The sequence below is a fragment of the Allorhizobium sp. Av2 genome, from assembly GCF_021462805.2.
Classification (GTDB): domain Bacteria; phylum Pseudomonadota; class Alphaproteobacteria; order Rhizobiales; family Rhizobiaceae; genus Allorhizobium; species Allorhizobium vitis_G.
Window position 1 is genome coordinate 128,609 of record NZ_CP192698.1, and the last position, 13,037, is coordinate 141,645.

Annotated in this window: 14 protein-coding genes; 8 read left to right on the top strand and 6 right to left on the bottom strand. The window is 53.7% G+C overall.

Annotation, left to right across the window (positions count from 1 at the left end; genetic code table 11):
* Positions 1 to 19: 19 nt before the first annotated feature.
* Genes FS819_RS24280 through FS819_RS24305 form a run of 6 tightly spaced genes read right to left on the bottom strand, consistent with a single transcriptional unit; the run spans position 20 to position 6,200 of the window.
* A complete protein-coding gene (locus FS819_RS24280; protein WP_156550040.1) occupies positions 20 to 598 on the bottom strand; it encodes a DUF3291 domain-containing protein in 579 nt (192 codons plus the stop codon).
* Positions 586 to 1,476 (bottom strand): PhzF family phenazine biosynthesis protein, encoded by an 891-nt coding sequence (locus tag FS819_RS24285; protein ID WP_156550042.1) that lies wholly within the window; start codon positions 1,474 to 1,476, stop codon positions 586 to 588. The genes FS819_RS24280 and FS819_RS24285 overlap by 13 nt, the downstream gene beginning before the upstream one ends.
* A gap of 50 nt (positions 1,477 to 1,526) precedes the next feature.
* Positions 1,527 to 2,819 (bottom strand): diaminobutyrate--2-oxoglutarate transaminase, encoded by a 1,293-nt coding sequence (gene ectB / locus FS819_RS24290; protein ID WP_197434151.1) that lies wholly within the window; start codon positions 2,817 to 2,819, stop codon positions 1,527 to 1,529.
* A gap of 36 nt (positions 2,820 to 2,855) precedes the next feature.
* Positions 2,856 to 4,181 (bottom strand): lysine N(6)-hydroxylase/L-ornithine N(5)-oxygenase family protein, encoded by a 1,326-nt coding sequence (locus FS819_RS24295; protein WP_156550044.1) that lies wholly within the window; start codon positions 4,179 to 4,181, stop codon positions 2,856 to 2,858.
* Positions 4,178 to 5,764, bottom strand: a complete 1,587-nt coding sequence (locus FS819_RS24300) for a class I tRNA ligase family protein (RefSeq protein ID WP_156550045.1) — start codon at positions 5,762 to 5,764, stop codon at positions 4,178 to 4,180. The genes FS819_RS24295 and FS819_RS24300 overlap by 4 nt, the downstream gene beginning before the upstream one ends.
* 43 nt (positions 5,765 to 5,807) lie before the next feature.
* Positions 5,808 to 6,200, bottom strand: coding sequence for a cupin domain-containing protein (locus FS819_RS24305; protein ID WP_156550047.1), 393 nt, complete (start codon positions 6,198 to 6,200; stop codon positions 5,808 to 5,810).
* Between the two features lie 731 nt (positions 6,201 to 6,931).
* Between FS819_RS24305 and FS819_RS24310 the strand changes: the two genes are divergently transcribed.
* The 8 genes from FS819_RS24310 to FS819_RS24345 all read left to right on the top strand — a co-directional run bounded on the left by FS819_RS24310 (position 6,932) and on the right by FS819_RS24345 (position 13,035).
* A complete protein-coding gene (locus tag FS819_RS24310) occupies positions 6,932 to 7,330 on the top strand; it encodes a rhodanese-like domain-containing protein (RefSeq protein ID WP_156550048.1) in 399 nt (132 codons plus the stop codon).
* Positions 7,331 to 7,354: 24 nt separating this feature from the next.
* On the top strand, positions 7,355 to 7,657 hold the full coding sequence (locus FS819_RS24315) for a hypothetical protein (RefSeq protein ID WP_156550050.1): 303 nt from the start codon (positions 7,355 to 7,357) through the stop codon (positions 7,655 to 7,657).
* A 135-nt stretch (positions 7,658 to 7,792) separates the two neighbouring features.
* Entirely contained in the window at positions 7,793 to 8,842 is a 1,050-nt protein-coding gene (locus FS819_RS24320; RefSeq protein ID WP_156550052.1) for an EamA family transporter, read from the top strand.
* 14 nt (positions 8,843 to 8,856) lie between these two features.
* Complete coding sequence (locus FS819_RS24325; RefSeq protein ID WP_156550053.1) at positions 8,857 to 9,387, top strand: hypothetical protein; 531 nt, start codon at positions 8,857 to 8,859, stop codon at positions 9,385 to 9,387.
* Between the two features lie 26 nt (positions 9,388 to 9,413).
* Positions 9,414 to 9,854: a GNAT family N-acetyltransferase gene (locus tag FS819_RS24330; RefSeq protein WP_156550055.1), complete on the top strand. Its 441-nt coding sequence runs from the start codon at positions 9,414 to 9,416 to the stop codon at positions 9,852 to 9,854.
* Positions 9,851 to 11,443 (top strand): amino acid adenylation domain-containing protein, encoded by a 1,593-nt coding sequence (locus FS819_RS24335; protein WP_197434152.1) that lies wholly within the window; start codon positions 9,851 to 9,853, stop codon positions 11,441 to 11,443. Before FS819_RS24330 ends, FS819_RS24335 begins: the two co-directional genes overlap by 4 nt.
* The gene (locus FS819_RS24340) at positions 11,433 to 11,726 is read left to right on the top strand and encodes a phosphopantetheine-binding protein (RefSeq protein WP_197435828.1); all 294 of its coding nucleotides are present in this window, start codon (positions 11,433 to 11,435) and stop codon (positions 11,724 to 11,726) included. The genes FS819_RS24335 and FS819_RS24340 overlap by 11 nt, the downstream gene beginning before the upstream one ends.
* A complete protein-coding gene (locus FS819_RS24345; RefSeq protein WP_197434154.1) occupies positions 11,719 to 13,035 on the top strand; it encodes an alpha/beta hydrolase fold domain-containing protein in 1,317 nt (438 codons plus the stop codon). The genes FS819_RS24340 and FS819_RS24345 overlap by 8 nt, the downstream gene beginning before the upstream one ends.
* The last annotated feature ends 2 nt before the right edge of the window (positions 13,036 to 13,037 follow it).

Consider the following 13,037-nt stretch of genomic DNA (forward strand, 5'->3'; position numbering starts at 1 on the left):
CCCCAAGAGAGGTCAGCAGTTATGTCGGTTGCGATTCGTTATCTATGGTCTGGGGTGCTCCGGGCGGCAAAAAATTGATTTTTGCGATCGCCACACCATAGGCATCGAAGGCTTCAGGAAAAGTGAAGGCGAATGGCGTTGGCCCATGGGTAAACAGATACTCCAAACGGCTGGCAGCCTCTGACCATTTCGGTATGTGAGCGTCTTCCACCCACCACATTGCATAGCCGGGCCAATTGGGTGTTCGAAACCATTTATGCCGCTGGGCCAGTGCCCGTTGATGGAGGCCGTTATAGACGAAGGCTTTGACGTCTTCGATGGATCTCCAAAGGCTGAGGGTCGATGCGCGGGTATCTGTCGCGGTTGTAAACCCGCCATCGTAAAAGCTCGGAACAGTGAAGGGGCCCCATTCACCCCAATCCCGCTCAAAATTCGTCAGCTCTGATCGATCATCGATTTCCCGGGCGCGGTTGACGAATCCTTCGGCATTTTCTGCATGGCGGAACACGGCTGGCGTCAGCGCCTCGAACCCGTGCACTTCGGGATCGCCATAGGGCTTCTTCATAATAGCAAATGTCGTGAACGCTAGCCGTGCCATTCGTTTTCTCTCAATGCAAGTTGACCTCGAAGCACGGTGCAGGACCCGCCTCCGATCCATAGACGATCATGCTCCGGCAACACACTGATGCGTCCCGGACGCCCGAGTTGCCGGCCCTGCTCGACAAAAAATGCGGTCCGCGCCGAGAGAGCCGGATCATCTCGGAGTAGCAACGCTCCCAGGCTGCCCGCACAGGAGCCGCAAACCGGATCTTCGTAGATGCCCTCTGCGGGTGCGAAACTGCGCATGCTGGCGACTATATCGCCATCGGTTCTGGAGAAGACTGTCACACCAACTGCGCCGCTTTTTCTGGTCATGCTCGCAATAGCGCGATGATCCGGGTCAAGACCGTCCAGATCGACGCTTGCAGCAAGCTCGACCATGACCCAGGGAACGCCGGTTGCCGCGATCTCGAATCGATCGGCCTTGATACGATCCTTGGCGAGGCCAAACAGGGCAGCAGCCTGATCCATAGAAAGATCAACAGGCTGAAAGCGCGCTGGAGGCACTTTGCAATGCCATTGTGAGAGCGGGCCGAGCCGATGGATCGCGACCCTTCCGAGACGACATTCCAGCGCAAGTGCAGGTTCCCGATTTGCAGTCGCTTCGGCCAATGCATGGGCCGCCGCAATGGCCGGATGCACTGCAAAGTCGATTTCCCGCCTTGTCGTGAATATGCGCAGCCTCACATCGCCGCCCGCGTCAGGAGGAAGCAGAAAAACCGTCTCCGACAGATTGGTTTCGCGCGCGATTGCCTGCATCGTAAGATCGTCAATCTGCTCGCCGCCAAAGATCACCGCAGCCGGATTTCCGGCCAGAGGACTGGTGGAGAAAACATCGACCTGCCAGAGTGTCAGGCTATCAAATTTAGGAAACACCTGCTGTATCCTGTCTCGGGTGGGATGGTTCCAGAGCTAAGGTACTCACCCTAGGCTGCCGACCGCTGGAACTTTGTTTCACTCAAGACTGCCTGCTCGATCGCGCCCAATGCCTGAGCAAGCTCGCCGTGATCGATGGTCAGCGGTGGAAGAAGTTTGAGAACCTGACCGGCGTGTCCGCAAGTTTCGATGATGTAACCTTCATCGAACAGTCTTCGCGACAGACGTGACGGCAGCTCCGTATCCTGGAACTCGAGCCCGACCATGAGCTCGCGCCCTTTCAAGCGCACTGTACCCGGTGGCTGTGACGCAATGATCCGAACAAAGCTGCGCTCCACCATTGCTGCCTTGGACGCGATCTCCGCTGTGAGCTGACCATCTCTCCAGTAGCTATCCAGCGCTGCGGTTGCCCCGACAAAGGCGAGATTGTTGCCGCGAAATGTGCCATTATGCTCTCCCGGCAGCCATTGATCCAAATGCGGTTTCATCAGAACCAGCGAAAGGGGGGCACCGAAACCGGACAACGATTTTGACAGGACGACGATATCCGGTTGAAGTCCGCATGGTTCAAAGGAAAAAAAGGTACCGGTGCGGCCATTTCCTGCTTGTATGTCATCAATGATGAGCAGGGCACCAAGGCGCTGGGCCAACTTTGCCAGGCCTTTCAGCCATTCGCCGCTTGCCACGTTGAGACCACCTTCACCTTGAACGGTCTCGACGATGAAGGCTGCAGGTGCATCGTTCCCCGCACCGCTGCCCAGCATGGCGGTGATGACCTCAAGGCTGTCGATATCCTCTCCAGTGAACTTATCGAAGGGCATGAAGGTGACGCCATCAAGCCGAGTGCCCGCGCCAGCCCGTTTAGTAGCATTGGATGTAGCGGCAAGTGCGCCCATCGTCATGCCGTGGAAGCCGTTGGAAAAGGCCACGATCTGGCTGCGGCCGGTGACCTTGCGGGCCAGCTTGAGTGCGGCTTCAACCGCATTTGTACCGGTCGGTCCGGGGAACTGGAGCTTATAGTTCAGGCCCCTGGGAGTCAGGATGATATCCTTGAAGGAGCGGATGAACGCTGCCTTGGCGGTGGTGTACATATCCAGCGAGTGAACGATGCCGCCATCGCTGAGGTAGGCAAGAACGCGCTCCAGTATGCGGGGATTGTTGTGACCATAGTTGAGTGTTCCCGCGCCTGACAGGAGGTCGATATAGTCTTTTCCGGCTACATCTGTCAGCTTGGCACCCCGCGCAGTTGAAAACACAGTGGGGAAGGACCGGCAGTAGGTGCGGACGTTTGACTCGTGATCTTCAAACACGGATCTGAGAGCCTGCATTTCACACTTCGTCATTGCCATTCTCCTGTGTAACGGGCGGCATTTTTCCGATTATGCTGCGGGGAGTTCTTGAAGTGCCTCGCCGGTCCCATCTTTCAGATGGGGGTGAATTGACAGGTTGGCCCCGAGACTGTCCACAATGGCGGCTGAGCGGATCGACAAAAGGCTGAACGAACCTGCATCGCCGAGCCCGTGGCTGCTCTCACAAAGTCCGTTGAGATAGAGAGGTGCGCCAATATCCGTAGGCACTGAATAGTCTCTCGTGACATCCAGTGCTCCATCCTTGCGTCTGCCCAGATGCTGAGCCACCTCGCTCAGGATCGGCGGCAGCAGTTCGCAGCCTTCCCCCGCTCCGATGTCCTTGAAGCCCGTTGCCAAAACTACGGCATCTACATCGAGCGCCGTATGACGGTCGAGGAATTTTTCCCACAGCCCCAGTGTGATGCTTTGTCCATTTGCCGCAACCGAGGTAATCTCGGTATTGTTGTGGATGGTAAAGCGCTCCTTGCCTTCCAGTTTTTCTTCATAGAGACTTACATACAATTTATGAAGAACATCGATGTCGGCAGCGCTGTAGTTGGTTGCTCGTAACTGCCCTTGCAAAGACTTGCGTGCTTCGTCATTAACGCTAAAGAAGTAATCCACGAATTCCGGAAAATAAACATAATCCGAGAAGGGGCTCGTGTCTTTCTGACGCATCGCGAAGCTGCGATGAACCGAATGGATTTCCAAGCTCGGGAACCGTGCCATGAGATCGAGGTTGATCTCGACTGCGGACTGGCTTGCGCCGATCACGGCGATACTCTTGATCTGGTCGCCAATTGCCGAAAGATTCCTCAAATAATCACACAAGTGGAAGACGCGAGGACCGAGCGCCGGCTTGAAATACTCGGGAATGTTGCGGCTTCGCCCGGTGCCCAACACTAGAGCGCGGGCACTATAGTGGCCCTGGTTCGTCGTCACGCTCCAAAGCCTGGTGGCTCTATCGAACCGGATCGATTCAGCGCGTGTCGAATAGCTGACACAATGATCAAAAAACCGTGCGACCCACGCCACGTAGCGCGCATAATCTTTCCGGAATGGATAGGCGAGCCCGAGATTGAGATAGTCGAACAGCCGATTTTCGCATTTCAGATAATTGGTGAAACTATACTGGCTGCGCGGGTTGCGCGGCGTGACAAGATCGCGCAAGGGGTTGTTCTGGATATCGGAACCGTCAAGCATCATGTGCGGATGCCAGGCCGGGCCTGAGCCCGCTTCTAGGAAATGCACGCTGAAAGATGAGCCCAGTTCTTCACTGGCTACCGCCAGTGAAATGTTTGACGGACCAAAGCCGATGCCAAGAACGTCAACGTGATGCGGCTTGTTTGTCTTCATGTAACGACAGCTCCGAGCAATTGCAGTTTGCTTCCAGGTTCCGACGCTTCTTCTTGGAATCCGGATCCATTGAAAGCCGGCTCAGAGGGGAGAAGGTCTTTACCCTCGGGCCAGAAAATTGGGCCGTCCAGCCCAATGGAGCGCCAGAGCTTCAAGGCTGCATCGCTTGCGAGTGGCGCAAGGCCGCAGGCGGTTGCCTTTACGATGCTACGCAATACGTCCGTGTTTGTGCCGTGCTTTGCCAAGGATTCGATGAGCTCAAGTCCGTTCGCAACAGTAAGGGCTGCCATGCGCAGACTCTGGTGGCGATAATCATACGCTGTCTCGAACCGGGCAAGCAGTGATGCTGCGTAAGCGCTGCCGGAAACCGGGCCTGACTTTCCGCCAAACAATTCACAGACTCGCTTGATTGGCTGCCGGAATTTTTTGTCGAGGACACGCTCCATGTCCTCCCGCGTGAAGTTCGCCTGGTTGTATTCTGGATTTGACCAGGCCAGATAGAAGCGCACATCATCAGCGGGAGTTTCGGCCAGAAGATCGCGACCCCAGATCAAATGGCCCTGGCTGGTGGAGAATTTGAAATTGTCCAGCAGGTAAAATTCGTTGGTGATGAAAGCAGTGGGCAAAATATGCTTGAGTCCGCCGGCCCGGGCTGCCAAGGCCAGTCCAAGATGGGCGATGACATAGAAGAACGAATTATCAAAGCCCAGATACTGCACATACCGAACCGATGATGCACGCGCTGTCGCGCCTTCGAAACCTCGCAACATGCAAGCCTGATCGATCCAGTGGAAATGACCGGGAAGCATTTCCGCCCAAACATTGAGCACCAGACCGTCGGCATTCGGGAAGGGTGCCGGTATGCCCCAGCGGGATGGGAATGTGATCGGAAACTTCGCTAGTCGTTTGGCGAAGAGTTCGTCGATCAGACGCGACAAATTCGGCCGTTTCTCGGGAATATGGTGGCGTAGATGATCGAGAAGAGGTTCACGCCACTTTTCCAGATCAATGAAATACTCATCGATCTCCCGCATTTCGACCGGATCACCCGCCTCTCCCCCTGTCGGATAAAGGCCGAGAAGGTCACTTGCCTCGTTGGGATGGCCACAAGCCTCACAGATATTGGCTTTCGTGCCGGACAGACAGGTGGGGCAGTAACCCGTCGCATAGGATTCGAACATGAAGCGGTTTCGCTTGATGTCGAATGGGGACAGTCGACGATGCTTCTCGATCACACCAGTGTCGAACAGATGCTTGAACCAGTCGGATACGGACTGCGTGTATGCCGTGTCGGGAATGGCCACTACGTCGAAGTGAATCTGAGACTTGGAGAGCGTAGTCTGAATATCAGCATGGCTTTTTCTCGCCAACGCCAAGGGTTCAGTTCCCAGACGTTCAGCCGTGGTCACCACGTAGCTTTGGTTCAGATCCACACTCAGTGCGGCTACGGCGTCTCGCCCTTGTAAAGTCAAGTAACGACGCAGGACGTCAGCTCCGAGGTAGGGACCGGACAGATGGCCGACATGGAGATCTCCGTTCGGCGTAGGGGGAGGCGCGATGATAACTGTTAGTTCCGCTGTCATGTCCAAGCGTCTCGTTATTGTTGGGGGCTGGGGCGTTGCAACCTTATGCTTCGGCTTGTGCTAAGCCGTAACGCCGTTTAAGCGCGGCATGGGCTTCCGGGCTTCCCCAGAAGATTGTCAGGAAAACCAGAGGGTCGGCGTCAGAGTGATTAAGCACCGTGTGATGGCTGTGACGGGGCAGATAGATGACATCGCCTTGCGCAATATCCGAACTTTCATCATCGACCGTGATGCTGCCGGCCCCGGAAAGGATAATAAATGTCTCTTCCTCATCATGCGAATGCGGAGTGGTTGCTTCACCCGGGCGTACGGATGCGATAGCAGATCCCCAGAACTCCGGATCCGTAACCTCATTCCACGGATATAACCGACGAAGATCGCAGCCATATTCATACTTCGTCTGCGCTTCACGCGCCGGTGAGATAATAACAGGCATTAAGGATCTCCATCAAAGTGATACAGTCTGCAGCCGCCGAAAAAACATCGGAGGAACACGTTTAAATTGTTTGGTGGCTTCGGCGAAATGGGGTCACTGTGACTAAAGACCTCTCGAAAATTGCTCAAAAAATTTTCTGATTTATGGTATTAATATTAATTTCCTCGGTTATAAATCAAAAATTTCAATATATCGAATGTAACATATCTTAAATAACAAATTATATGTATTATACATAACTATATTTTATTAATAATATTAAACACAACAAATAATTTACATAAATCAACAGACAATTTTATTTTTTAATAAAAAAGTTTATTTTTTTATAATAACGATTGCCTAGTTGGCGTCAATGTCGCGTGCTTCACAAAAATTTTGAACCATTTGAACTTTTTTTTGAGGTTGCATCAATCTCGCGGTTGAAAGCGCACTGGAAAATTTTCAAAGAACTTCCATCGCAAACGGGTGCCAAAAGCATTCTGTGAGATGCCGCGTCGTATCAGGCTTCAAATGATGTTTGATGGAGCTAAAAAATTATGTGAAATCCGGCGGATTGACGTGCCTTCCACGAATGTTACGTTGAAATCAACACAACTCCTCATTGATTTCTTCAAAACAAAATGTCTCTTACGAACGTAAATCGACATGAGTATGTGAGAAAATTGTTCTAATCTCCGCCCGTTCAAACGGGTTTTAACGAGATGTACATAGAAATATTAGAGGCCATTATGATCAATATTGACCAACTGACACATTATCAGCGCAAGCTTGCTTATGAAATGGATTCTTGGGATCTCTCCGTTGCTCTCAATGAGGGAGAATCCTCAATCGTTGTGGTCGATGGGCGCTCCGCAGAAGCATATGCCAGCGAACATATTCCGGGTGCGATCAATTTACCTCACAAGGGCATTTGTTTTTTCTCCACGGAAAGCATCGACAAGAGCAAGATTTATGTCTGTTACTGCGATGGCATCGGTTGCAATGCATCGACCAAGACGGCGGTTAAACTGCTTACGCTTGGCTTCCAGGTTCGGGAATTGATCGGCGGGCTCGATTGGTGGAAGCGCGACGGTCATCCGACCGAGGGTGATAACGCCCAGAGCGGCGGCGCTGCCTGCGGCTGCTAACCGCACTCCGCTCACGAGCTTTTCATGCGCCAATATTCGTCTGGGTTGGCTGAGTTTCCAGCAACGCCCGCAGCAGGAGCTCCAATTTGTCTTATGGAGATGGCAATGAGAAGTGCCAGTGACAGCATTCGAGAGCTTACAATATCACTCGATCCGGCCTTATTTAATTTTATTGCTGCCGAAATTGCCACAACACCAAGCGTTTCGGAAAGCGACTATTTGCTTTCGCTCCTGATTAGGGAGCGTCAGTCGCGGATGAAAGAGCTGATGCTGCGCAAGCAGTTTGCCCATGAACTCGGTGATCCGTATTCGCGGGACATGCTCTAGAAGATCCCGGATGGTTGCCTCTAAACAGACCCGAGATCGCTTTCGATGAGAGCGTGGACCAGTTTGCGGGCGGTGTCGCACAGCCGAAAAAACAAATGAGCCAAGCGCTCCATTCAAGAAATCGGAACTTCGCAAATGTTGGTGAAAGTAGCCCTGCCGTATCTATCTGTTATCGTCTATTGCATTTGTACAGCGGTTTCCGCTGTATGGATTTCATTCGCTTTTTCCAACATAAGCGGATCTGCCGTTACGCTCTTTGCTTTTATCGTTTCCTTTGCCGTTTTTACTGGGATCCAGAAATATCTGCACGGCGACGTATTCCGACTTGTGCGACAATATCCATTCAAAGTCTTACTTCTGAATATTTTCACGCTCTTCAGCTGGCTCTTCGCATTCCAGTCACTTTATCACATCGAGCCCTCCATCGAGTGCGCCGTGTTTCAAGGGTTTCTGCCGATCGCCGTTCTGTTTGCCGATTTCGCTAGCGGGCGTGCGAAAGTACGCAGCATGCGGGCGGCAGGCATTTCGATGATCGCGATTTCGCTCTCCGGTCTCATTCTAATGCGCTTCGTCGAGGGGCGTGGAATGATGGATTTCAGCTTCGCTCAGTTGCTTCAAGGCGTGGCTCTGGCTTCTATTGCGGGAATTTCAGCCGGACTGCATGCATTTTTCTCGGCGGATCTCTATAAAGTGGCAAAGTGCACCACGCTTGAGATTCTCTGTAATCGCTTCTTTCTTCTGCTGGTCGTGACGAGCTTCTTCGGCGGGCCTGACCTGATGCAGGCCTTTACGGTGGAACCAATGACGATCGTGCGGCTGCTTGCATTGTCGGCAATTTCGGTTCTCATACCTATGTTCACATTGCAATACTCGGTGCAAACCATGGGTGCGGCACGCGTTTCGATCATTACACCGGCAGTTCCCGTTATTGCGCTTATACTCGAACAAGTCTTGGGCGGCTGGCCTTCAGTATTCATACCGATGCTGGTGGGTATGGTTTGTGTCAGCATTGGCTTGACAAATTACTGGGTTTATAGAAAAAATTTCAATTTTAATCTATTAAACAGGCTTTTCAAGCGTGGTAAATGGCGTGCGGTCAATACGCAGCCTTTAGATAATGAATTTTTGCATGAGGCCAAGCCGACACTTTCGCAAGCCGCAAAGGTGAAGCCAAATGCGCCATAGTAGGAATTATTGTAATGAATGCACCACCTCTGAAACAAAGCCGACAGGTTCTCGGTAAGAGCTGTTCAAACCCTCTCGTACATCAACCACGCGCGTGCCACGCACTCGGCGTACTTGTCGACGGGGAACGCACCTATAAGCTCTATGTCATCCTGTCAGATCTCTATACACTTGAAGACTGCCCAGGCGAGGCCGCTTTGAGGCGCATGGTACTGCAGGCGTTTGAGGGATGGGATGCGGCAGAAGATTATCCTACCGGCTTCGCCATCCTCCACCTGGCAAAGGATGGCGTCTATATTCTCGCATCCCGCTGGAGCAATGCAAACAATCTTCGCCACCGTGCCTACGCTGTTGATCTCTCCCGGTTAGGCGAGAAGCCGACACCGCTTTCGGACCCGTGGACGATTGCTTGTGTTTGGGAGCTGCAGCTTATCAAGAAAGAGGCCGATGCTTGGATCTCGGCAGTCTTGAGCCGCGGCGAGCAGAGCCTCACTGCCGAAATGATTCAGGAATACGCAAACCTCCAGTTCAGAGGTGCTCTGTGATCATTCGGCGTGTTGAGCAGAGCGACATGGCGCAAATGCTTGCGCTATGTGCTGAGCATGCGGAGTATGAAGGATTGCCGTTTGCCGAAACCGGTCAGATCGAGCGGTGGAAGGTAGCGCTTTTTGCCGAGCCTGCCCGCCTGTTTGCTTGGGTGTGTGACGGTGTCGATGGTACCCCGCTGGCTGGATACATGACTGCCACGATTGATTATTCGACTTGGTTGGCGCACCATTTCATCTACCTCGATTGTCTTTTTCTTCGCCCCTCTCATCGCGGTCATGGGCTCGGTCGCGCTCTGATGAGCGTTTTGCAGACCTTTGCTCAGGACAAGGGATGTGCCGCCATAGAGTGGCAGACGCCTCCGACCAATGCACTGGGCCTGGGCTTCTACCGTGCGATCGGGGCGCGAGAACTGGAAAAGGTGCGGCTCTCACTGCCGGTGATCCAATCGGAGATCAAAGAATGACCGTTGACCGGATCTACGATGTGGATCGCTGGGTAGAACTTCCGCTGGGCGATCTATTTCGGGCGGGCCTTGCTCTGGATGCTGGCAAACGTGCGATCGCGGACCGAAAGGTATCCTATAGCTTTGAAGATTTGGAAAATCTCGCTAATGGTTATGCCAGCTATCTGGCGCGTCAATGCAATGTTCGACCTCAGGACCGGGTGCTGGTCATCTGCCGTAAAGTTTGTCAGGTCCCTGCTCTGGCGGTGGCACTCTGGAAGCTTGGTGCGGTCTACATGCCGGTGGATGCCGAACTTCCAGCGGCGCGGCTCAGCGCTATTATCAAGACGGCGGCTCCAAAGGTCATCGTTACTTTCGATCAGGTCGACAATCTGGGTGCCTTTGTTGTCAATCTCAGTGAACTTCCCGAGTCAGGGGATTGGGATCACATCGCGCCCTATCGGCATCGCGGAGACGAGATCGCCTATGTGATCCACACCTCGGGCTCGACGGGTATACCGAAGGGGGTGCAGATCACGGTTGGCAATCTGCGCACCTATTTTTGTGCCCATAATGAGATGCTCCGATTCACCTCGGACTCGCGAGTGATAAGTTTCACACCCTTTCACTTCGACGTGTCGATCGAAGATACGCTAATGCCATTGTCGCTTGGCGCATTTGTCTACCAGTATAACGGCCCGCCGATCGGGGAACTCATGCGCCGCACGCTCGGGCAGGAACGTATAACGCATCTGATTGCGGTCTCGACGGTACTGACTGTTATCTCAGATCGTCCGGAACTGATTACCTCCGAAAGCTTCCCGGAGCTCGAGATGGTCATGACCGGTGCGGAAGTTTGCGCGCCCTCGGTCATCAATCTCTGGGCATCACGCCTGCCAAGGGCGAGGGTCTACAATGTTTACGGACCGACCGAAGTCACCATCGTCTGCCTGGGCTACCTCATTGCGTCACCCGAGGAGGGACGAACGACACCCTATCCAATCGGTGAGCCGCTGCGTGGGGTGGAGGTTATTCTTCTTGATGAAAACGGTGGCGAGATCACAACCCCCGACGAAACGGGCGAATTGTGTCTTGGCGGCGAACAGGTCATGGCGGGCTATCTAGCCTCTCCCGAGGAAACGGCACAGAAGCTCTTCGAGCGCGGCGGTGTTCGCTATTACCGGTCGGGAGACAGATGCAAATGCGACGCAGACGGGAACTACCATTTTGTCGGTCGCGTCGATGCTGAAATCAAACTTAATGGCCGACGGATCAACCTGGCTGAAATCGAGGCGGAGTGCCTGGCTGTTACAACGGTTGCCCGTGCTGCGGTTGGCCTGATCAAGACGCCTGGTGGAAGACAGGTGATCGGTGCGGTGCTCGTGGCGGACGAGCCAACAGCAGTTGAAGAGGTGCGGCAAAGGCTGGCGACACAACTGCCGACCTACATGATACCGTACCTATGGGGAGTTGCGTCAGAGATACGCCTCGGTCGGAGTGGCAAGACCGATAGCCGTCTTTTGCTTTCGGCCCTTGAAAAGCAGGCCGGATACAGTGGCTCCACCACAGTTATTGATATTACCTTAGGAGATAATGACGATGTGCGATGAACAGGCTCAGGCTCAGGCTCAGGCTCAGGCTCAGGCTCTTGTTCGGCACTTGATTGCCGAAAGCACGGAGGGCCGCGTTGACGGTGCAACGATTGAGGACGCCCAAGGTCTGCACGAATTCGGCATAGACTCGCTGGCTACGGTTTCTCTGCTGGTGTCACTTGCGGAGAAAACTCACGTCGATCTCGAAGATTTCCTTGATGATCTTGAGACCCCACGATCGGTCGGCGAATTGGTGTCGCTGGCTAAGACGTTCATGCTGTCGAAGCCGATTGATGCCTGAGGCCACCATGAGGATAGTGGACAATGATCTCCCGGCATCTGACGTTGTGCAGACTGCTGATATTGCGGCCGATTCTTTGGCGGAGATCGTGCGCTTTGCCTCAATCATGCAGTGGAAGATCGTTGCAATCCATCGTTACGACGATGTGGCAGGACATTGGCGGGAGGAAAAATTGCCCGGCGAGGTCCAATTTGGCAAGAAGGATCGTCGCTTGCCGGTTCATGTCCTTCTTATTTCGAGGGAAACACTGGAGCGAGCGAAGGGGGAAAATCCGAGAATTGATGCTGAGGAGCGCGTGCTGATCCTGCATGCGAGAGGAACGTCAACTGCGCTCGATATAGCCCTATCGATGGGGCTGGAAAGCCATACTCATCTGTTCGTTGGGGAACTCACGCAGAGCGATCTCACGGTGTCGCGAGTCGATATCGACGGGATGAGCCCCGTCGATATCGTTCCCGATGTGGTGCGGCATCCGTTGGCGCGGGATTTTTCCCAACTTTTGGCTGCGCGCCGCCTACTGCGCCGTTCATTGAAAGGCTCAGCGGATCATGGACGTGAGGGGGCGGCGAACTGGATCAAATCGCTTGGTTTACAACCGAGCGCTGCGGTCGCCGTGGGTGAACATGGTGCGGGCATTCGCAAATTTACCCCACGCGAATGCAGGCATGAATCCATCCTTTACATTCATGGTGGTGGTCTTGTTCACTATGATCTCGATATCTTTTCACCGTTTCTTTCACATCTGGCGGAGATGCTCGGTGCCAGCATCTATGCCATAGGCTATCGCAGATGTCCGGAGGTTGCGGCTGAGGCGGTGATCGATGAAATTCTTGAGCGCGTCCGCTCCGTCGCGCTGACCGATCGCGTTCACCGAATTATGGGTGACAGCATAGGCGGCTTGCTAGCCCTTTATGCCGCTACCTGCGCTCTGCCCAGCCATTTTCAGGAGGCGGTGCTGCTTTACCCTGTTCTCTCGCTGTGCAGGACATTCCCGTCCTACGAAGTCTATGGTGACGGTTACCTGTTGGATGAAAGCCACATGCGCTGGTTTCGATCGCTGGTCTCAGCCCGTTTCTTGCGCGAAGGTTTCGATCCTGTCGCTGGCCTAAAGGGTAAACTGAACGCTACTCGCGTGATCGTCGTTTCGGCAGGCTGCGATGTTCTTGCTGACGAGGCCGTTGCCTTCAGCCGTGCGTCGGGTGCCGAGCTTATCCGGTACGACGACCTGCCGCACGATTTTTGTCTCTACCTACATCGAATGCAATCGGCCACGACCGCAGTCGCTGGTATCGTCGACGTTTTGACTTAAAA

What these genes read in the sequence shown, in the direction of transcription:
- FS819_RS24330 (WP_156550055.1), top strand. Translation starts at nt 9,414, where the DNA reads ATGGCGCAAATGCTTGCGCTATGTGCTGAGCATGCGGAGTATGAAGGA.
- FS819_RS24300 (WP_156550045.1), bottom strand. Translation starts at nt 5,764, where the DNA reads ATGACAGCGGAACTAACAGTTATCATCGCGCCTCCCCCTACGCCGAAC.
- FS819_RS24310 (WP_156550048.1), top strand. Translation starts at nt 6,932, where the DNA reads ATGATCAATATTGACCAACTGACACATTATCAGCGCAAGCTTGCTTAT.
- FS819_RS24320 (WP_156550052.1), top strand. Translation starts at nt 7,793, where the DNA reads ATGTTGGTGAAAGTAGCCCTGCCGTATCTATCTGTTATCGTCTATTGC.
- FS819_RS24325 (WP_156550053.1), top strand. Translation starts at nt 8,857, where the DNA reads ATGAATGCACCACCTCTGAAACAAAGCCGACAGGTTCTCGGTAAGAGC.
- FS819_RS24340 (WP_197435828.1), top strand. Translation starts at nt 11,433, where the DNA reads ATGTGCGATGAACAGGCTCAGGCTCAGGCTCAGGCTCAGGCTCAGGCT.
- FS819_RS24335 (WP_197434152.1), top strand. Translation starts at nt 9,851, where the DNA reads ATGACCGTTGACCGGATCTACGATGTGGATCGCTGGGTAGAACTTCCG.
- FS819_RS24280 (WP_156550040.1), bottom strand. Translation starts at nt 598, where the DNA reads ATGGCACGGCTAGCGTTCACGACATTTGCTATTATGAAGAAGCCCTAT.
- FS819_RS24345 (WP_197434154.1), top strand. Translation starts at nt 11,719, where the DNA reads ATGCCTGAGGCCACCATGAGGATAGTGGACAATGATCTCCCGGCATCT.
- FS819_RS24315 (WP_156550050.1), top strand. Translation starts at nt 7,355, where the DNA reads ATGCGCCAATATTCGTCTGGGTTGGCTGAGTTTCCAGCAACGCCCGCA.
- FS819_RS24305 (WP_156550047.1), bottom strand. Translation starts at nt 6,200, where the DNA reads ATGCCTGTTATTATCTCACCGGCGCGTGAAGCGCAGACGAAGTATGAA.
- ectB (WP_197434151.1), bottom strand. Translation starts at nt 2,819, where the DNA reads ATGACGAAGTGTGAAATGCAGGCTCTCAGATCCGTGTTTGAAGATCAC.
- FS819_RS24295 (WP_156550044.1), bottom strand. Translation starts at nt 4,181, where the DNA reads ATGAAGACAAACAAGCCGCATCACGTTGACGTTCTTGGCATCGGCTTT.